Source organism: Candidatus Taylorbacteria bacterium, from assembly GCA_039934295.1.
GTDB lineage: Bacteria > Patescibacteriota > Minisyncoccia > Phycocordibacterales > HO2-43-120 > HO2-43-120.
In genome coordinates, this window is sequence record JBDTMN010000001.1 from 59,147 (window position 1) to 79,771 (window position 20,625).

At 45.1% G+C, this 20,625-nt stretch carries 13 protein-coding genes; 4 read left to right on the forward strand and 9 right to left on the reverse strand.

Translation table 11 applies throughout. From position 1 onward, the window contains the following. Nucleotides 1-12 precede the first annotated feature (12 nt). From ABI430_00345 to ABI430_00380, 8 genes are all read right to left on the reverse strand, one after another. Nucleotides 13-1,356 carry a hypothetical protein gene (locus ABI430_00345; protein ID MEO8637336.1) on the reverse strand — a complete coding sequence of 448 codons (1,344 nt, stop codon included), beginning with the start codon at nt 1,354-1,356 and terminating at the stop codon, nt 13-15. Between the two features lie 552 nt (nt 1,357-1,908). Next, the gene (locus tag ABI430_00350; protein MEO8637337.1) at nt 1,909-2,310 is read right to left on the reverse strand and encodes a response regulator; all 402 of its coding nucleotides are present in this window, start codon (nt 2,308-2,310) and stop codon (nt 1,909-1,911) included. A gap of 95 nt (nt 2,311-2,405) precedes the next feature. Further along, nucleotides 2,406-3,773, reverse strand: a complete 1,368-nt coding sequence (locus ABI430_00355; GenBank protein MEO8637338.1) for a peptidoglycan DD-metalloendopeptidase family protein — start codon at nt 3,771-3,773, stop codon at nt 2,406-2,408. A 103-nt stretch (nt 3,774-3,876) separates the two neighbouring features. After that, complete coding sequence (locus tag ABI430_00360; GenBank protein MEO8637339.1) at nt 3,877-4,743, reverse strand: hypothetical protein; 867 nt, start codon at nt 4,741-4,743, stop codon at nt 3,877-3,879. 79 nt (nt 4,744-4,822) lie between these two features. Beyond that, the gene (locus ABI430_00365) at nt 4,823-5,785 is read right to left on the reverse strand and encodes a hypothetical protein (GenBank protein ID MEO8637340.1); all 963 of its coding nucleotides are present in this window, start codon (nt 5,783-5,785) and stop codon (nt 4,823-4,825) included. An 845-nt stretch (nt 5,786-6,630) separates the two neighbouring features. After that, entirely contained in the window at nt 6,631-7,494 is an 864-nt protein-coding gene (locus ABI430_00370; protein ID MEO8637341.1) for a hypothetical protein, read from the reverse strand. Nucleotides 7,495-7,549: 55 nt separating this feature from the next. Then, nucleotides 7,550-8,113 carry a hypothetical protein gene (locus tag ABI430_00375; GenBank protein MEO8637342.1) on the reverse strand — a complete coding sequence of 188 codons (564 nt, stop codon included), beginning with the start codon at nt 8,111-8,113 and terminating at the stop codon, nt 7,550-7,552. Nucleotides 8,114-8,170: 57 nt separating this feature from the next. After that, the gene (locus ABI430_00380) at nt 8,171-9,088 is read right to left on the reverse strand and encodes a hypothetical protein (GenBank protein ID MEO8637343.1); all 918 of its coding nucleotides are present in this window, start codon (nt 9,086-9,088) and stop codon (nt 8,171-8,173) included. A gap of 240 nt (nt 9,089-9,328) precedes the next feature. Here ABI430_00380 and ABI430_00385 point away from each other — a divergent pair, with 240 nt between their 5' ends. From ABI430_00385 to ABI430_00400, 4 genes are all read left to right on the forward strand, one after another. After that, on the forward strand, nt 9,329-10,288 hold the full coding sequence (locus ABI430_00385) for a hypothetical protein (GenBank protein ID MEO8637344.1): 960 nt from the start codon (nt 9,329-9,331) through the stop codon (nt 10,286-10,288). Nucleotides 10,289-10,505: 217 nt separating this feature from the next. After that, entirely contained in the window at nt 10,506-11,267 is a 762-nt protein-coding gene (locus ABI430_00390; GenBank protein ID MEO8637345.1) for a hypothetical protein, read from the forward strand. A gap of 241 nt (nt 11,268-11,508) precedes the next feature. Further along, nucleotides 11,509-12,447: an endolytic transglycosylase MltG gene (gene mltG / locus ABI430_00395; protein MEO8637346.1), complete on the forward strand. Its 939-nt coding sequence runs from the start codon at nt 11,509-11,511 to the stop codon at nt 12,445-12,447. 5 nt (nt 12,448-12,452) lie between these two features. After that, nucleotides 12,453-18,725, forward strand: coding sequence for an alpha-2-macroglobulin family protein (locus ABI430_00400; protein MEO8637347.1), 6,273 nt, complete (start codon nt 12,453-12,455; stop codon nt 18,723-18,725). Here the strand turns inward: ABI430_00400 and ABI430_00405 are convergent. Continuing rightward, nucleotides 18,708-20,570 (reverse strand): transglycosylase domain-containing protein, encoded by a 1,863-nt coding sequence (locus ABI430_00405; GenBank protein MEO8637348.1) that lies wholly within the window; start codon nt 20,568-20,570, stop codon nt 18,708-18,710. The two genes, ABI430_00400 and ABI430_00405, sit on opposite strands and share 18 nt — an antisense overlap. Nucleotides 20,571-20,625: the final 55 nt, after the last annotated feature.

Here is a 20,625-nt window from a genome sequence, read left to right on the forward strand (position 1 = left end):
TGTTCAAAAAACTCATTTGCTTTTCCGGAGAACGAGACTGACTCGCTTGCCGAGCCGTGACTCATAATGCGCTACCAAGCTCGCCATGATATCCGCGGGGTCTCCTAGAAGTGTGAGCACCTTTCCCGTTTCCTTCTCAATCTTAAGGCCAGGAATGTCGCATGCTATCTCAAGCGCGTCATCACCAGCGTGACGTCGCATTTGCGAAATAGTGTCGCTCACCATCTCATAGTAGATGCGCTCCTTCTGTGGCTTATCAGCATAGCTGTGAAGTGGTTCTCTTCCTGCGCGGGCTCGCATGAACACTCGGCTTGCCATAAATGTGAGAATGCTTAGCAAAAGTGCGAGACTGCCAAATAACAAAAGGTCGCTCTGGAAAATGCCGAATAGCTTACGTTCAACCTTAAACTCAAAGCTTCCCGACGCGGGACTTTCTTGAAATGGATATTGAATCTCACTTTCCGCTCGATACGTGCCGGAAGGAGTGTCACTCGGGATTTGAATTTGTTTTACAAAACTCGCGCTCGTATCAACCGCGATTGTCTCGTGTTCGGAATAAATGATAATGTTTTCTGCGTTCACAATTCTGTATGTTATCTGCACGTCAGCTCGGCGGGTCGAGCCGAAATTAGTCAGCTTTACAGATATGGGAAGCGATTCGCCCGCCGCAACTCGTCTATCGACATCGGTGTCCAGTACAGGATTCAAGAGAACGTCGAAAAGAATCAGTTGCTCATTTTCTCCCGCATTGCTCAAAAGGGGATTTTGGACAATAAGCGAAGTCGTGGAATTCGAAGGTATTTCTCCAATAGCGGGTGATGTTTGGGAGCCCGGATTTGTCGCGGAAGTGATGGTTATCACTTCCGAAGTCGGTTCGAGGAAGGCGATTGCCGGTCCAACCAAGATATTTTCTTTGGAAATGCCGAAGGCCTTCAGTTCTACGTTAAAATAGAAGCTTGACACAGCAGGTCTTGCCTGATTTGCGAATGTAACATCACTCTCTATTCGGTATTTCCCAGGTTTTGTGTTCGCCGGAATTCCCACCTGTCTTATAAAGCTGGCATTTGTATTAATAGAAGCTTGTTCTTGCTCAATATAAATTAAAGCTCCATCAGCACTAAAGATTTTGTACGTTATTCCCGCATCAACGCGACGAATTGGACCGAAGGGAATCAGCTTCACGGATATGGGAAGTGAATCGCCCGCGGCGACGCTCACAATACTCACTACAGTGTTACCCGCGATTTCTTCTGCGGCAAACGCAGACGGGTAAGTAAAAAATGAGGCAAGCGCGCAGATGCAAACAACCGCCGTCAAAGCGCGTTCCGCTCTCCTGATTATGGATAATTTATTCATGAATTTTTTTTGGGGAGCTCATTGTTTGTCGAGTTTGGCAACGTCAAATCAGGGGGCGTTAATGCGGGAGAGGCGGATGCGTGAGAGGTTGGCGAACCACTAGGGGTATTTTGTCGTCGCTTGAAATTGCTGAAATGTATTTTACTACTATAGAGTTGCCCGACGGAAAAGATAAGTAACAGTAAGACAATAAATAGCGCAATGAACAATGACGAATATCCGTAGACCGATTCCGAGGTTAGCAAAAGAGGGTTGATATTAATATCAAAAAGAACCGGGGGGCGTCCTTGCTCTGTTGTTGTCGCAGTCGTTGAGGCGCTACATGTTGTATCCCCAAGAAAGCAGTTCGTGTCTCGCGGTCCATCTGTGCTGTTGGTGTCAGCGAAGGCGGTAAGGCTCAAAGAAAAAAACATCGCTGAAAACAATATCAATAAAAAAAACGCTGTTACTTTGGGAGCTCTATCGCCGATTCTGTTCGCGCTTACGAGGCGTGTTGTTATCATATATAAACCGTTTACCCCATCTTTAGTCCGTGACGAAGGCGAGGGGAGTCTACTCATGGCGAGTAAGCTGTTCACGCACCTTCTCCACAACTTGGTTAATCGTCCAGTCTGTTTTCACGAGGTAATAGGATGGCTCTGTTTCGGCGACCGTGCGAATAGTCTCGGGATTGTCGGCGCTTAAGTTGGTAAGGATAACAACAGGCACAGTCTTGCCCCACTCATTTGCCATGCGCAATTCTTTCAGCATTGTGAGCCCATCTTTGACGGGCATAAGAATATCCAGAACGATAATATCGGGTTTTATCGAGAGGGCGCGTTCAAGTCCGATTTTTCCGTCTTGAGCGCCTTCGACTGCAAACCCTTCTCGCTCAAATTTTTCGGACAACGCGGCGAGCATCTTGACTTCGTCTTCGACGATGAGGACGATATTTTTTTTCTCGTCAGTTTTCATTTCAATTATTGTATCACGAATTGAATGCAAAGCGAGCTACTTCCCGAACATCGCTGGGTTTAATTCATCAGTCCGAAAGGCTGAATCGCTTCAAACTATAAAACCGGAAGGTTTTTTATGAATGCGCGGGTGATGGGTCCAAAGTTTCCGGAGGCCGGGGAGATGGAAACCGCAGTCTGATATTCGGCGAGCGCCCTCTGTGTCATCGGTCCGAAATAGCCGGTCGCTCCCGCTCCCGCCAAAGCGTATGCCCCCGGTCCCTGATTCATGAGGATGAGGAATTTCTGAAGTTCGACAACATCAACTCCGCTTGAGCCTAGGGAAAGGTCGCGAAGCGTGGGTGTTGCGGAAGGGGAAGCAGGGACTGCAGGGATTGTGGTGGCGGTTGTTGAGAGAGGGTTTTGCGATACGTAAGATTTTGTATTCGTGCTGTAAATTCCTTGGGCTGGCGATATGTTTGTTGCAAGCTGAAACTCGATCAAAGCATTTTTAGTCAACTGACCGAAGTAGCTTGTGGCGCCTGCGCCTGCCAAGACTCCTGCCGCCGGACCCTTGTTTGCCTGGATAAGATATGTCTGGAGCGTTTTTACGCCGGGTCCGCTCGAGCCCAAGACAAGGTCGCCGGAGGCACCTTGCGCGACAGTGGCGCCGGCAAATGGCCTGTTGGTCATGGCTATCATTATTTCAGGGGGCACGGTCACTCCCTGGGCTATGATAGACCGAAACTCATCGGCAAAATAACCAGCAAGGAGATTTGATAAAGCTTCAGGATCCGGACTATCCTCTAGTATGGCATTTAGAAAGTCAATTTTTTCCTGCGGGGTGAATGAGCCGGTGAGCCGTGGATACGGGTCGGTCGCACCATTTTTGCGTATTTCAAAGTGCAGGTGAGATAATCCGCCGTTCGCGTTTCCGGTCGCGCCGACGAAGCCGATAAGGTCTCCTCGGGATATTTTGTTTCCGCGTTTAAGGCGCGACGGCTGGTCCATGTGCATATATACGAACGTTTCTCCTCCTTGGTTTGAGGTGTAGACATAATTTCCGGCGCTTGTTCCGAAGCCCACGCTCGAAACTACCGCGTCAGTGGGAGTGACAATAGGCACTCCGGTCTTTGATATGAGGTCCTGACCTTCATGAGTTCTGGTTCCTCCGCCTCGTGAATCACCAAAATCTGGATAAAAGTCAGAGCGGTCAATGCCAAAAAGGACGGGAATTGGCAGGCTTTCAACACGCGTGCCACCAAGAGATTTTACGGACGATCTGGTGGACGCAGACTGGTCAATCCAATTGGTTATCTCCGCTTCATTGACGGGAGCATCGAGCCCAGAGCCTTCGACTGTGTTAGCCAACTGCGTCCTCCAGTAGTTATGGATTTTGTTTCCGGTCTCAGCTTGGACATTCTCCGGGTTCACGAAGAGGGGAAATGCAATGGCGATGATGACGAGAATTGAGATATGCTTCATAAAATTTTTTATTAAAAATAACTCATGCATATACATTGATTCAATTTATTATATCATCTTCTTGGATTTTAGAGAGTTGGCGGGCATTTTAGTCTTCATGTTGTTATGGCTGAGACTCGGGCAAAAGCATTGAATATCTATACAAATCTTGGGTGAGAGTCATGAATTTTTTATAATTTTCGTCTGTCTTTAAGCTACCAATCGTACCGTCTTTAACTTTCACAATCTCCTTTCCTGTAGTGTCATATAGATAAAAGAAACCGCCCGTGAGACCTAATAACCGGTCTGGGACTTGAAAATATTTCATATCATAGTCTCCTTCATAGAAAACACCGTACGTATTTGCGTCGTTTTCAAGACATATTTTTTTGATTATCTCCATATACTTCGACGTCTTGTCCTTACCTTTTGAAATCATATTCAACCCATCTACCACCCTATTAAAATATACTCTGTTCCATTCAAAAGCCGTATCCCCAAGCTCTTTCATTTTCGTTAAAAATTCTTGTTTCGAGAGAGATTGATCGATAATTTCCAGTCGCAAATAAAGTGACGGTTCTTGTCGGAGTTGCCATTTTCCCAATAATAATTCGAATTTCGCATTATAAACCGATTGCGGATCATATTGTTCTATGGCATGTAACTCCTTCATAATATCTTCCCTCTTTAGGAGTAGAGCCCCGAACGGATCTACGACAGCTCGAGCTATCAACATATGCTGATCCTGGAGATACTCAAATGCTATTGACGTATCTAGTGTGCCATAAAAATCACCGTTTTCACTTTTGGTCAATTCTTCAGGTTTGCCGTGGACTTTATCCGACCATGCCATGACATAGCGGAGGGCAGCCGCCTGGTCGAGCGGTTCTTGAGATACACGAATGTCCTCCTTGTTCGATGAAAAGAAGTAGATTCCAATTCCCGCGAGAACTATAATAGCTAGAACAATGTACATTTTGGGTGATTTCATTGAGAATAATTAAATACTTGATTTCTTCATTAAATAAATTATACCATAATATGTCAGTACACAAAAAATCGTAACCTTATCATTCTTTAGTTATCTTGAATGTTGCAATGACTGTCGTGAAAAACTCGTCTACTGGAAAACCTGTTTTTTCTGAAAGACCGTCGACATCGACAAAAAATTTATTATTTTCCCCAAAAAATACCGCATACGCAAAGTGGTTTGGGGCAATATCTGCACCGGACGTTTCCTCTTTCATATACGTATACGGTATTTTGTTTGGATTGGGATTTGAAAGTGCGTAAGAAGGTATTTCAAAATCATTTTCTGAATATGGATATTTTGATACCACTATGGTAGGCCTGGTTCCTGAAATTAGTTCTTTATTGGGGGAATTTAGCGTAATGACGCATTCATATCCACGTTTGTTCTTTGTCTGATGATCTTCAACTGACATAACTTCCCAGCCGAAAAAGATTGGGTATCGGAAGGTAAATCCTGTCATGTTCGAACAGGAGGAATCTCGAGTTTCGATTACTTTGGATTTTTTGAACACAAACGTCTTGATTATCATATCCGCCATTTTCTTGGCGGAGTAGCTATTTTGTTCATCATATGGTGAAGGAAGAGGAACTGATATCTCAACAACTTCAGTTTTTGACTGTGGAGTTGATATTGAACTTCCAATAAATGACAAATATCCAATCTTTACATCGTAATTTGTGTAAGTAATTCCATTAGGATTTGTCGGCAATCTGTCAGGTAATGCGATAGGTGATGATTGATAATTTCTGGAAATCTTAATCGATGGTGCGACAACACTCTCAAAGGGTACACTAAAATAAATATTTCCATCACTTGGTATTGAAGATTTCCACCCCTCAAACTCCGGATACTGGAAGGAAAAACCACCATCGGGGGCGGTGTAAGTCTCCACGGATATTACCTTCGGATTTCCTAAACTAGGACGAGTGGAAATCCAGCCTATGGCAGCAATAATAATTAGTAGTGCGATAAGTGTGATCATAATTTTGTGGGATTTCATAAGAAATAGTATATCACAGCATCATACACCTCTTAATTCAAGAAAAAATTTATATATATTACAATAAGGTACAACACCACTCGAACCCAGCGCCAATAATTACAAGACCGTTGTTCCTCCGCTGGTGGTGAGAAAGCGATAAAGAGCGCGAACGAGACAAAAGATATTGCAAGAACTCCAACAATAGTGTCTGCAAAGAATAAAGTGCAATATGCTCCATCTGTACATGAATAGCCAAAAGGTGTCAGGATGAAAAGAACAATGAGCAGACTCATGCCTGAACTCAACATAGGTATAGGAAGGATGCTTAATATAATAAACGGGATTCCCAGTCTTCTTTCATATGTTGATAATTTGTTTTTCATATTTTTTTAAATATTAAGCGTCAACCAATAAAATACCGTCAACAAAAGACAAGTAGCTAAAATAACAAGGATAAAATTCTTCCCATACAACCTATCAATTTTTCTATACTGTCGATTAATTGTAGTAAGGTCAGCTCTCTCACCTCTACGGAATATCAAGATCGCCAGACATAGTCCAATAATAAAAGAAATAGCATTCGTGTAAAACAAGTTTCCGTATATCAATATATTTTCAGGAACAAAGAAGCAGAGACTGATTACGAAAAATAATACGATGAGACCGGAAAAAATCCTCGCACCAACCCCTTTGATGCGATATATTTCATCTAATATCAAAGGCTGATACAACATCCTCCCCTTGATCAAGGTAATAGTAAAAAGACATACTGCAAAAAATGAGAAAGTTGTTAAAAAAAATTCTGTCATATCGCGCGATTGATTACGAGGGCAATGATGATATACATTTTAGTCTTCATGTTGTTATGGCTGAGACTCGGGCAAAAGCATTGAATATCTATACAAATCTTGGGTGAGAGTCATGAATTTTTTATAATTTTCATCTGCCTCTGATTTACCAAGTGTATCTTCTTTAACCTTCAAAACCTCCTTTCCCGACGTGTCATATAAATACTGAAAATCACCTATTTTAACCCTGGCTGGAACTTCGAAATATTTGATATCATTGGTTTTACCGTCATAAATAACATTGTACGTATTCGCGCCCTTTTCGAAACATATTTTTTTGATAATATCCATATACTTCAATGCCATATTCTGGCCTTTTGAGACAAAATTTGCCCCATCCACCACCTCGCCAAAATATGTTTGGTTCCATACAAATGCTGTATCCCTAAGCTCCCTCATTTTCGTCAAAAACTCTTGTTTTGAGAGAGATTGATCAATAAATTCCAATCGCAGATAAAGTGACGGTTCTTGTCGGAGTTGCCATTTTCCCAATAATAATTCGAATTTCGCATTATAAACCGATTGCGGATCATATTGTTCTATGGCATGTAACTCCTTCATAATATCTTCCCTCTTTAGGAGTAGAGCCCCGAACGGATCTACGACAGCTCGAGCTATCAACATATGCTGATCCTGGAGATACTCAAATGCTATTGACGTATCTAGTGTGCCATAAAAATCACCGTTTTCACTTTTGGTCAATTCTTCAGGTTTGCCGTGGACTTTATCCGACCATGCCATGACATAGCGGAGGGCAGCCGCCTGGTCGAGCGGTTCTTGAGATACACGAATGTCCTCCTTGTTCGATGAAAAGAAGTAGATTCCAATTCCCGCGAGAACTATAATAGCTAGAACAATGTACATTTTGGGTGATTTCATTGAGAATAATTAAATACTTGATTTCTTCATTAAATAAATTATACCACGAGCTACCTTACTGCGATTTCACTTGTGTCGTAGTAGTTACAAACGTAAATGTCGATAATATTCCTTCCAAAATACCTTCGCTCTTTTCCTTGTCGGCTAAATTTGATCCGACAGAAATCTCATACCACAGCCCATTTTCATATGTTTGAGCTAATGCCATAAACGCCATTATTTCTGCGTCCTCTGTAGTTATCTTTTTCCATTCAATCCCGTTGCTCAAGATTGCAATAGGGTTGTCATCACTGCCCATAGAATATTTACCTGTCTTGTGAACAAAAACCTGCACACCCGGGCAACCAGTAGGAAATAATTTCTCTTCACGCACTTGACGACATTTTTCATTGAAATCAAGATTTAAGCCAGTTTTTGATTCCTTTAAAACAAAAGTTGCTGGATGTTTCAACTCAAAACCATATTGCGTGTTGGTATATGTGATCCAATCCTTACTGCCTGACTGATTAAAAAAAGCTCGTTCATTAAAACCATTGGTCCAGAGATACAAAAGACCCAAGAAGATAAGAGCAACTGCGACTATTGCATAGTAAATTTTTGTCGGTACATTAAATTTCATTGTATTTTTATCTCACTAAATTATTATAGCATCAACCACCCTCTTTCCTTCATCATCCTATCTGGATTGAGCTACGATTTGTTCCAAGTCAGTCCAATTTATTTGCAAATCATTGTAAATTAAACCATCTAAGCCTTTGTATTTTTCAAATTGTTCATCGGGTACGCTTAGTTGTAAATCTGCCCATAATGTCGAACCGGGATTTGGATCCTGCATATAAATATCCAAAATTCCCTGTGGTTTTCCTGAAACAGCATGCGTTGCTCCTCTGACCTCAAAAGCAAATGTTTTATTAGCCTGGTCAGTATATGAAACTCTGCTCTTAAATGCGGGGTCATTGGCTGCAGATTCTTCCATAAAACCATCAATTTTCTGCATAACAGAATTAAAATCAGAAACGCCAAGTCCAGAACTATCGAGGATTTTTAATGCAATAAAAGTTAAAGGCAAGTGGCCATCGGCAGAATCGCCGTATTTAGGATAAAAGAAAATTTTATCTAACGGATCAAACCCTCCCATACTTTCCCAACCCAATGGAACATTCATTTTAGCAGCAAGTAAATTTGCATTGACTGTGGCATAGCCGTCATTCTTCTCTACTATTGTTAAATGTGGAGTGCCGTATTCTGTAACATTAGGAGCTGCAATTTTTGGATCCAGACTATCAGTATTATCACTGAACGCAAATTCTTTATAAGTTGCAGTTGGAAAATTTATTTTTTTTGTTTTAAGTGTACTCATATTTGATTGATTAGTTTGAGTACTACTTTCAGAAGTATTTGATAAATTTTCATCTCGTTTTATTAAATATGAACCCAACCAAGCTAAAAGTGAGAATACTACGATAACACTTCCTAAAATTATACCGATAATTTTCCATATTTTCCCTATATGTGCTGGCTCGGGGGGAATTGTTTGCGGAGCAGATGGAGGCATTTCAGGTGGTTGCATTTGTTGAGATGTTTGATTTTCCATATTTAAAAGTTAAATTATTAATAATGATTATTATCCCACTAAACCCTCACCTCATCAACCACCTTTTTTCTTTTTCAGCTAGTTTTTTCTTTGAACTCCATGAGCCATCTGTGAACTTCATGTAGTCGTAAGCTACGGGCGCATTACCTGTGCTATTTGACAAGAAGCTATAAATAGTGTATACATTATTATAGTTTTACCGAATTGATTTGCGGATTTAACCAGAAACGAAAGGTCTTTGTGAAAAAGAAGAAAAAGAAACAACCGACAAAGTTAGGAGCCAAAACCATCATAATGCTCGCACTCTTTGGCGTTCTTACAGCTCTCTTCGCGGTGTTTATAAATGGTCCCGTTGATTACCGAACAGCAAAAACTCCGGATGACAACCTGCGTCTTCTCAAGGTGCGCTATTTTGAAGAGAAAGCGAACAACGTTGACCACTGGTGGCTCGAGAGGGTGCCAGGTTCGAGGGAACAGGGGGCACTGCACGAGATTGTGAGCAATAGACTCTCTCTCGTGCACGAAGTCATCAATCGATATCAATCAGTCTCACCGTTTGCCGAAGAGGTAAGTAGGCACTTCCAGACGTTTTATGTCACTTTAGCGATTGACGGGCGCAGTTCAGTTGCCGTAATGAGCGATGTGGAAATAAAACTCATCGGCAAAGCGCCGGAATTGACCTTTATCGCAAAAGATCGCGTATCGCAAATGGACGCTCCGTTTTCAATCTATTGGAGGAGCGACTGGGGTATGATGATGCACGCGGTTGATCATCCGCCGGCAGTATTTGCCGGATTCCTTTACCACGAACTTGGTCATGGATACCTCCATCCGGTTCGCGAAGATACGAAATTCCATGACCCTGCATCGCGCGAGTATATTCTTGAAGAATGCCAAATGCATGGTCTTGAGACGTTGGTCAATGACAAGGCATCAGGCGGGAAATTCAAAATGGCGATTGGGCGGATTCTAGAGAGGTGCCCAAAAGCCGTTTCGGCGCGGGAAGCAGTAACCGCGATTGATTCTCGCGCTCTCAGAGAGCTCGACCTGTCCCTTGACGCTAGTGGTGCTGGCATTGAGACTGCCCAGTCCCTCTTCGCTCAATACTTGATGGCTATCGGCCTTGAATTTATTGCGTCCCATAATCAGGGAGATGAGGAGAAGGTCGCCCTGTTTCAATGGGTTCAGACGATTCTATAGTAAGAGTCCATACGGCATACCCAACAGACCAACAAACCGATGAACAAACGTTCCTCGGTTTTTTTTATTTTTTTGTACGTAGCTACTTAAGTATAAGTATTATCATTCCACCATTCGGGCGAATGGTGGAATAAGGGAATAGATGCGAGATACCTAGACTTAATTTGACTAATCTGATAGTTTTTCATCAGTTAACAATTCAAAAGAGGAGGTAAAGATGTTCGGCATCATTGACAGATTTTATGCATTTCGAAAATGCAGGAAGGGTTATTTCAAACCGCCCAAAAGTTGGAAGCCAGAGATCATTCTTTATGATGAAAAACCGACGAGCTGGTTCTGTTTCGTCCCGAGCATTGTCAGCAAAAATTTATACTTGAGGAAGGGGCTACTTCCAAGAGAAGGCACAGTTTATGTTTACACGATTTCCTCGTTCAACTTGATAAAGCAGGACCCGCTTGAGACGCTTCATGGATTGAATGAAATTTATTCAGAGGCGGTTGGACCGATGGAGGTCGCAAGAGACCAACGGGGACATGCCATAAAGATACTCGGAATCAGTCTCGGGAATGTCTTTGGGGTTCGATTGGCCAGTCAAGCCGGACTATCGCTCCAAAAAATAGTTTCGCTTGTCGGGGGCGGACGGCTGGGAATATCGGCATGGGATAGTATCCTCACCGGCCACATTGTTAAAAGGTCAGGGCTTCGGAATGCGGAGGAGTATGAGGAGAAAGTATCCTCGTTCAGTCCGATACGCTCTATTGCAGGGTTACCGAAATTTGATGTCAACATTTGTCTCGGCACGAATGACATGTTGATACGATACCATCATGGTATTGAATTGGCTGATTCATTCAAGAAACAGCAGGAAAGTATAGGTGGGCGCTTGCATTGTACCGTCTACCCCGGTGCCGACCATGGAAGCACGATGTTCCTCGTTGCAGGGCGAAATATTCTAAGTCACGCCTTAAAGTATCGGTGATCTTCGGCTCAAGCGTAGCATGAAAACATGTCACGCTTTTTTATTAGATTGTCAGAAATCTTGATCGTTCATAACTCACTCAGTTTAGGTAGAATATCATTCCACCATTCGCGCGAATGGTGGAATAAACAGGTTACAAGAATGAGTTAAGCGCTAAACTATCTTTGTGCTACTATGGGGTTGCTGATGGAATTTCAGTGAAGCCGGAAGCTGGAATTGACATCGTTAATTTTTTTATTTGATGAAAAATCTGGATAAATGTTTGAATAAACGCTCGCTTGTCATAGGCGGATTTGTATTCGCAACGATTGTGGGTGCTTTTATTTTCTGGCCTCATGAAGTAGCTCCTCAACCTCAAACGTATTTCACGGTCAATCGCGGGGACTCCGTTTTTCAAGTGGCGAACAATTTGAAGCAGGCGCGATTGATTTACGGACGGGCACGGTTCGTTTTCCCCCTTTTATTGTCGGGCAAGTTCAGGGAGATTAAGGCGGGGAAATATTTAATTCCCGCGGGGGAGGATGAAAGCGGTATCGCGGAATTATTGGTTAGGGGCAAGACTGCGCCAGTTGCGATTACCGTTATTCCCGGGTTTACCGTAAATGATATTGCAAGGTTATTAAGTCGCGCAGGCGTAGCCAAATCGGATGAATTTTTGCGCCTCACCATGCCAAGCGAAAGCAAGGTCGGCTTGGAGGGGTATCTGTATCCCGATACATATTTGTTTGAAAGCGGAGAGTCAACTGAAAAAATAGTGAAGACCATGACGGATAATTTTCACCTTCACTTTTCTCCAGACCTCACGGGGAAGTCTCAGAAACGCAGTCTCGAGGAGGTTGTGATCATGGCTTCAATTTTGGAAAAAGAAGTTAAAACGCCAGAGGACAAGAAAATGGTTGCAGGAATTCTTTGGAAACGCCTCGACTACAAACTACCCCTTCAGGTTGACAGCACCGGCAATTATTTCTTGACTCGCCAGACAAAACTTGAGTATAATACGTATGAATTCGTGGGTTTGCCTTTTGGCCCCATTTGCAATCCAAGTCTTGCCAGTTTGGAAGCCGCTCTCGATCCCACAGAGAGCCCTTTCTGGTACTACTTGAGCGCCTTGGATGGGCATACAATCTACAGTCATACTTTAGGAGAACATCTTATAAATAAAGCAAAATATCTGGAGTGATTTTCATGAACAGAAAAAGATTGATTTTTGTGGCACTGGCGCTCGTTATTGTCGTCGGGGGCTTTTTCTACTTGCGCTCATCTCCGATTTTTCATCCCCCTCAAAACTATGAAGCGGCATATCGCCTTGTGCCCGAGAAAGTTTCTCGCTCGGCGGCGATTATGGTTCAGATTCCGAATGCCACAACTACCGATTTTGCGAGTCTCTCACAGAGTGTGAGTTTCGACCCGGCGATAAAAGGGGAATGGTTGAAAGAGAGAAACGGTTCTTTTGTCCCAGTAGCCAATGCCGCGGAGAAAATTCAGACACTTTACTTTCAGCCCGCTCGCGCACTTGATACGAATAAGCATTACGCGGTCGCGGTGAATATCGGCGGACAAATATTGCGCTCCGATTTTTTCGTGGTCGCTGATCCTGAAGTGCTTGCAATACTGCCTGCAGGCGACGACGAAGTTTTGCCTAACACTAAGATTAGCGTTGTCTTCAATCGTCCCATGGTTCCGCTCGGTCGTCTCGACCAATTTGTCTCGGACACTCCTCCGATTTCCGTGAAGCCGGCCACCCCCGGTCGTTTCAAATGGATTAGCACGAACACGTTGCAATTTATTCCCACCGACGCCCTTATTTCCTCGGCTCACTATACTGTAAGCGTAGGAAGCGGTCTCGTCTCGATGGAGGGCATACCTGTTAAGCCTCGTGATTCTACTTTTAGCACGTATCACTTGGGTTATTATTCTGGGGCGCAGGATTATCAGGCGTCGGCGGTTCGCGGTTACAATCAACCGTTTCTCATTCGCTTCAATCAGCCGGTTGACCTTGCGAAAACCGCTCAAGAGATTTCCATCAGTGACGGAGAGAAAAGAATTCCTTTTACCGCAAAGTTTGGACAAGTTTTGAGCACTGACGCCAAACAGGGCGCGAGTCGGGAAGACGAGACTACAATCGCGCTCTATCCGGCGGGAGCCAGAAATTGGGAGCCAGGGCGCAACTACCAAGTTGCTATAAATAAAGCGTATCCTGCGTCTGGAGGCGATATCGCCCTTACTGAATCGCAAACATTTTCTTATTCCGTTGACGATATTATTAAGGAAATTCAAGTTTCTTCGCCACGAACTTTCGAGTCGAGTGTTGCGCGATTTGACCCGACCGGCACTTTGATTCTCAATTTTTATGAGGACATTGACCTCGGCAAAAGCCAGATTCAAGGTGCGCAAGTTGCAAACGTGGTATATGGAGAGAAGTGTCAGACTGACGCTCTCGAATGCGTGAAGGTGGCGGACCAGTCGCAAGTAATAGTGTCCTTCAAGAGTAACAGTAGTAAGCCGGGGGATAAAATTCAAGTCGCGCTTAACAACATCACTTCGCGAAGTGGAGCATTGCTTTCCCGCGCGGAGCACATTGACCTTACTGTTTTTCCGCCACTCGTAATCTTCAAAGTGGGTAGTAAAGATAGTTTAGGAAGCGTGAGCGTCTGCTCCAATAATCCGCTTGCAAAACCCGCCGACGATAAGCCCGCTATCGAGTCCACCCCCGAGGTTAGCGATCAGGGATGGGGAGGCTCATACTTTTTGTCGAACCAGGCGAGCTCGGACTGTGCGGTTGGACAATTTCAAACTTCGCTTTCCGGCGCGCTTCTTCCGAGCCAGATTTACAATCTCAAAACTCATTTTGTAGATGTCTTTGGTGGAGTAGCTGATGGCGCGTATTCTTTTACTAGTCGGGCGATTCGCGCGGAAGATTATGATTTGCAAAGCTTTCAAGATTTTGAAGCCGTAACCACTCCCGAGAAGACTAAACTAACCTATGCCGCCAAATATCTCCGGGAAGTAACCGCAACTGTTTGCAAATTGAGCGCTCTCTCTTATTTTCAGGCCCAAAATGCTTCGAGAGATGCCGCACTCCCTTCGTGTGAGCAAAGCGTGAGCAAGACAATTCCACTTCCTACCGAGACATCGGGGAAGGTTTCATTCACCCTCGACATCAAAGATTTTTATCCCAATCCGGTCGGGAATTTTGTCGTCTCTCTCGACAGTCCGCTCTTAAAAAAATCGGATAGTGAAGGCGAGCGATTTCCTACCCGCAACTTTGTCTCTGTCACCAATTTGATAGTTACCGAGAAGAGTATTACTCCGCTCGCTCAAAATGAATACGAATCCCTTACTTTGAGGGGTGACCAACTGGGGAGTTTGCAAAATATGTATTGGGTGATAGATGCGGGAACACGCATTCCGATTGCCGGAGCAACGGTAAATCTCTATCGCAAAGGCGCGGTTGTAGGGAGTGCCGTCACCAACACGGAAGGCGTCGCATTTCTTACTCCGGTTATAGGTGCTGATGTGGCGATTGCCTTTTACGGAGCTGACAGCAGTATTATTTCCGGAGACAATAATCGGCTCAATTACGCGCAGTCCGCGGCAAATATTAAGCATCTCTATCTCTATACCGATAAGCCTCTGTATCGGCCGGGGCAGGAAATTAATCTCAAAGGGTATTACCGTCTCGGGTATGACGGCTTTTACGAAGCACCTGTGGGGCAGAGTCTCACCTTGAATGTGTATGACTCGGCGGATACGATAATTAAAACTGAAAATCTGACCACAAAGGGCTTCGGCTCAATCAACACGAGTTTTGTTCTTGACCCTTCGGTTGCGCTCGGCTCGTATCGGGCATGTGTCGCCAATCAGTGTAGCTATTTCGAGGTTTTAAATTATGCTCCGGCCGCCTTCAAAGTGACTATGAAAACGAAGAGCGACGAACTATTAATGGGAGAACAGCCTGAAGTGAATATCAAAGCCGAGTATTATTTCGGGGTGCCTCTCTCCGTGGCGTCGGTGAAGTACCGAACGTTGAGCCAATACTATTACTTCGATAAGTACACAAAAGAATATTTCAATTTTAACAATTTGTCGGATGATGTTAACGGCGACAGTTTTTATTACGGCGACAAATATATTGGAAGTGGCACGGCGACACTAGACGATGAAGGCGTTGCCACGCTCAAGCCCGACCTCAAGAGTATTTCCTCGGAAGGGAATGCAACCAGCAAAATTATTATTGTTGACGCCACGGTTGAGAATCAGCAGGGTCACAGCATCGGCTCTCAAGCGTCTTTCGTTCTGCACGCGGCACCGGTGTATCTCGGCAGTAAAATTGACGAGTCCTTCGTGGCTTCGGGCGCGCCGGTGACGCTTAAATTGAAGTCAGTCAAATCAAATGGAGAAGTCACTTCGTTTGGCAAAATTAAGGTTGACGTGTACCGCGTCAATTGGGTCTCGACCAAGCGTGATCGCGGTTTGGGGGAGTTTGATTACTCCTGGGAGCGCATGCGCGAGCTTGTGAAGACTGAATATCCGAGCACCGACGGCAATGGCGACGCGAGTTTGAATCTCACGATTACGGGCGAAGGAGAGTATGAGGCAGAGGTCAGGGCTTCAAGTGGTAGGGCGGTAGGCAGTCGCTCCTGGTTTTATCTCTATGGCGGGGGAAATGTCTCGGTGCGTGGAAATGACGATGAAACCAGTCTTGAGCTAGTGACGGATAAAGAGGACCTTAAGCTCGGGGACACCGGAGAGATTTTGATTAAGATGCCGGAAGGGTCTGCCAAGGCACTGGTTACCATTGAGCGAGGCAAGATATTCGAGTACCAAGTCATTGATATTGTAGGCTCGCTTACCCGTTATCAATTTCCGGTCGTCGGCAACTATTATCCAAATGTGTACGTAAGCGTGGTGGCGTACGCCCCCGGTCGCACCGTGCGCTTCGGCAGTCAGAGCTTTACGGTCGCGAGCGGGCAAAAGAAAATTAATCTCTCGATTGAGAGCGATAAAAAATCATATAACCCCGGAGACCCTGTTACCCTTGCATTGAATGCCACCGATGAGAGTGGTCGCGGGGTGGTGGCAGAGACGTCGCTTGCAGTTGTGGACATGAGCGTTTTGGCACTCCGCGGTAATCCCAAGAAAGACCCGCTCTCCGAATTTTACGGTCATGTGCCACTTACGGTGCAAACATATTCAAATTTCAAAAATCTGCTGAAGCAAATTAAACTGGATGAAGGCGGAAAGGGCGGAAGCGGGAGCGGTAGTAGTTCAACCGGCGAGAAGCGCAGAGGCGTCTTCAAGGAAGTCGCGTTCTGGAAGTCAAATATTGTGACCGACAATGCGGGACATGCTGTCGTCAAATTTACTTTGCCGGACAATCTCACCACGTGGCAAGGAGAGGCGGTGGCAATGACCGGGGACAGCAAGGTGGGAGTGGCTTATAACGAATTTACCACCAATAAACTGCTCATGGTGGATCAGTTGAGGCCGAGGTTCGTCGTTGTCGGCGACCAATTTTCTCTCGGAGCCACGATTTTCAATCAAAGCGAGAAAGACTTTTCTGGCACAGTAAGCGTAAGCGCGCCCGCGCTCACGCTTATGCCGGGTTCGGTCGCGTCAAAATCTCTGTCACTTAAAGCTGGCGCTTCGATGACGCTGTATTGGCCGATGAAGTTGCCTTCCGACAGCTCAATAACGAAAATCAATTACTCAATAAACGCGAATGGCTCCGGTCTCTCCGATATCGTTGACGACAGTTTTCCCGTCCATTCGGATTCGTCCTACGAGGTTACAGCCACCGCGGGGCAAACCGAAACCTCTCAAACGGAAGTGATTTACGTTCCCGATTCGGTACGTGCAGGCGTTGGTGGGGTAACGATGCGGAGCTCGGCGACCTTGGCGATATTTTTGCCGGAGGCGGTGAAATTCCTTGTTGACTATCCCTATGGATGCACCGAGCAAATCGCAAGTCGCATACGAGGGGTGGCGCTCTACAAGCAGGCGATTGCGCTTCCAAATGTAACATCCGCTAAAGCGCCGACGATTACCTACAATGATAGAGAGTACTCCCTCGATGAATTAGTAAACGAGGGGCTCAAGTCTATCTATGCTCGGCAAAATTCAGATGGTGGTTTTGACTTGTGGGCGGGCGACAGGCAGTCGAGCTACTCCGCCACCTTGGAAGCAGTCAATACATTTTCGACACTTAGCAGTGCAGGCTACTCGGTAAACGCTGATGCATGGAGTAAGGCCGCCACATATTTGTATACATACTATAGGGATCCAAAAAATGTTGCGCGTTTTGATTCTGGTGATATTGTCGCGCTTGCCGAAGCGCTCTTTACTCGGGCAGAATTTAGAAATAATGTGGGAATCAGTCAGGATCTTTCTCGCGAGATAGAGCAGTCTCTTAAAGATAAAAAAATTGACAGCGGTCGGCTTTTGAATATGGGACTCTTATTGCGCCGATACCAGCTCTTCCCATCCTTCGCCTCGCAGATTGACAAAATGCTTGCTAACAGGCTCGTGATTGATTCGCGAGGCGCCTTTCTCGACGGTTCCGGAAATTATTTTGGTTTTGCAAATGACAACGCTGTGAGCAACACTGCTCGATACATTTCGCTTCTTACCCTTGAGCGCGATAAAGGTGTCGAATTGCCGAACCTCCTGCGATGGCTCACGGCCTCTCGCGAGAGAGATGGAGCATGGGGCTCGACGCAATACACGCTCGATGCCATAACTGCAATCACAAATTATTTGAACTGGCAGGAGGAAACCAAGTCAACATTTACTCTGGAGCGTCGTGTCAATGACAAAGTGATTGACCAGTTTGCTTTTACTCCAGAAACAATCATGACGCAGGTTACTAAATTCTTGCCGTTAAGCGAATTTAATTTTGGAGGCTTGAACACCGTTTCGTTTGGGAAGTCGAGTGCGAGTGCTAACAACAAGGGCAACATTTATTATGACCTCGCTTTCAAGTATTACTTGCCGGCGGGTACTTTACCCCCTCGGGATGAGGGCATAGCGGTGAAGCGCAATTTCTACACTCTTTCTGACACGGCGTCCGAGAAGCCGGTCTCAAATGCCGCGATTGGCGAGGTGGTGCGGGAGCATTTGGAGATTACCGTGCCGGTAACGAGGCGTCAGGTGGTGCTCGAAGATTTTATTCCCGCAGGTACTGAAATTGTGGACACCAGTCTCGCAACCGAAGACCAAACCTTGAAGGACGTTTCGCAAGAGGTCAAAAATCCTAGGCTTATGCCCAATCATCAGGAACTTCGCGACGACCGAGCCGCTCTCTTTATGGACGAACTTTCGCCTGGCACTTACGAGTTTGATTATTTTGTCCGAGCCTTGATTCCGGGGACGTATCTGCAACTGCCTGCGCAAGTTTCCGAAATGTATAACCCGGAGAACTTCGGCCGCACCGGAGCGTCGCTATTCACTATTCAGTAAAAGATTTCTCGACTTCGAAACATCATCACCCGGGAGGCCGAAACTTTCGTTGCCCTCAATAGTAACGGGAACAATTTTATTGAAATTGAATGTGCTTTGCTTGTAATAATTAGTTGCGAGCATGAGTTGCATGACCCGACTCCAAATCTCTCCCGCACCACTCTGGCCGGAGAGTTGTTTAGTCGAAGTATTGTCGGCATTACCAACCCAGACACCAACAATAAAGTCGGGCGTATATCCTATGACCCAGCTATCACGAAAATCATCAGAGGTACCTGTTTTGAGTGCATAGTTTTGGACGGGCAAATTCAGGTCGCTCGTGTAGCCGAATTGGTCAATGCCGAGGTAGCGGTCGCTTAAAATTTTATTGATTAGTTGAATGTAAGGCGGGTCAATGACCTCTATGGTTTTGCCCACAAACACTTTCTGATTTAGCGTGGCGTCTTTGAATAAGTGAAGCGGAACAATGTTGCCTTCATTGCCGAAAATGGTGTAGAAATGAGTGAGCTCAATTAAGGTCATTGGAATTGTGCCGAGCGCGGTGCCTAGCTGATGCTCATCCACAATGTTTGGTTGTGAATATCCAACCCTGCGGAGAAAATCAGCAAAACGATTGACGCCAAAAAATTCCAGAGTTTTAATTGCCGGCACGTTGATGCTATTTGCTAAGGCGTAACTTGCGGTAACAATGCCGTGATATTTGCCGTCATAATTTTTAGGATAGAGAGTCCTTCCGTCGGCGGTAACGTAGCGGTATTCTTTGTCGTTAATGAGTGTATATGGTCGAAGTCCTCGAGCGAAGGCGTTTACATAAACCAAGGGCTTAATGGTCGAGGCAACTTGGCGAGATTTAAGGAGCATATTGATTTGCTGGCCAAACCTCTCTGATTTTGGGTCTGGGCTTCCAGTGAGACTCAAGATTTCGTTATTGTGAAGGGACAGCACCACAACCCCCACATTGTGAGCATCTCGATTGTATAGCGAGGGCATATTGCTTCTCACAATTTCTCTAATTTTATTGGAGAGTGGCTGGTCAATCGTGAGTGCGATTTTTTTTGCGTCCTCATTTTGTTTCGTAATGAACGACTCGATTTCAAAGAAGTTTGGCTGGTTTAAGAAGGTGCTTACATTCTTCCCCGCTTTTTCTGGACTCACAAAATTTTCATCGATTACCGATATACCGAGTTCTTTCGCAAGAGCTCGTGCCGTTTCAACATTGTTGCCGAGAAGGGGATTATTGAAGCTCGGGTTCCCTAAAGATGTGAGGAGTTGGAGAATTTCTTCGTCGCTCAAGTTTTCGGGGTTTTTCTCAAAGTAGCCCCGGCTTGCAGTTTGGAATCCCTGCAACTGGTTGCCGAAATAAACGGTGTTGAGATATGCAAGCAGGGTTTCGTACTTCCTGTGGAATAAATTAAATGCAAAGGCGTCCCACGCTTCAGACAATTTGTTAGGCAGGTTCCGGTCGGTTTCTTGTTCAAGCAGGAGTTTGACAAGTTGTTGATTGAGGGTGCTGGAGCCGCGCCGATTGCCTAGACCGAGTTTGCCGAAGACAGCTTCGATAATGCTCACCGGATTTAATCCGGGATGCATGTAGAAAAAGCGGTCTTCTTTTGAGAGGAGCAGACTCGCCACCCTTTCCGGGGTGCTGGTGGCGTAGAGTGCGAGATAATTTTTACTATTCGGCCTAATCGAGATTATTTCTCCATTGCGGTCAAGCACGATTTGCGACTGCGCTTTTTGGTAAAGACTATCCAAGCTACGATTCGCCGACCACAAGCCGATGAGTATTATCGCGAGCAAACCGAGCACAATTTTCACCAACAAACGAAGCTTTTTTGACTTCATTTCAAGGAGTGTAGCATAGTTTGGAGTGCGCTATTTACCAACATAGTAAAAATGC

Excerpts from the sequence above, each read along its gene's own strand:
- ABI430_00345 (MEO8637336.1), bottom strand. The coding sequence starts at position 1,356 with ATGAATAAATTATCCATAATCAGGAGAGCGGAACGCGCTTTGACGGCG.
- ABI430_00350 (MEO8637337.1), bottom strand. The coding sequence starts at position 2,310 with ATGAAAACTGACGAGAAAAAAAATATCGTCCTCATCGTCGAAGACGAA.
- ABI430_00355 (MEO8637338.1), bottom strand. The coding sequence starts at position 3,773 with ATGAAGCATATCTCAATTCTCGTCATCATCGCCATTGCATTTCCCCTC.
- ABI430_00360 (MEO8637339.1), bottom strand. The coding sequence starts at position 4,743 with ATGAAATCACCCAAAATGTACATTGTTCTAGCTATTATAGTTCTCGCG.
- ABI430_00365 (MEO8637340.1), bottom strand. The coding sequence starts at position 5,785 with ATGAAATCCCACAAAATTATGATCACACTTATCGCACTACTAATTATT.
- ABI430_00370 (MEO8637341.1), bottom strand. The coding sequence starts at position 7,494 with ATGAAATCACCCAAAATGTACATTGTTCTAGCTATTATAGTTCTCGCG.
- ABI430_00375 (MEO8637342.1), bottom strand. The coding sequence starts at position 8,113 with ATGAAATTTAATGTACCGACAAAAATTTACTATGCAATAGTCGCAGTT.
- ABI430_00380 (MEO8637343.1), bottom strand. The coding sequence starts at position 9,088 with ATGGAAAATCAAACATCTCAACAAATGCAACCACCTGAAATGCCTCCA.
- ABI430_00390 (MEO8637345.1), top strand. The coding sequence starts at position 10,506 with ATGTTCGGCATCATTGACAGATTTTATGCATTTCGAAAATGCAGGAAG.
- mltG (MEO8637346.1), top strand. The coding sequence starts at position 11,509 with ATGAAAAATCTGGATAAATGTTTGAATAAACGCTCGCTTGTCATAGGC.
- ABI430_00400 (MEO8637347.1), top strand. The coding sequence starts at position 12,453 with ATGAACAGAAAAAGATTGATTTTTGTGGCACTGGCGCTCGTTATTGTC.
- ABI430_00405 (MEO8637348.1), bottom strand. The coding sequence starts at position 20,570 with ATGAAGTCAAAAAAGCTTCGTTTGTTGGTGAAAATTGTGCTCGGTTTG.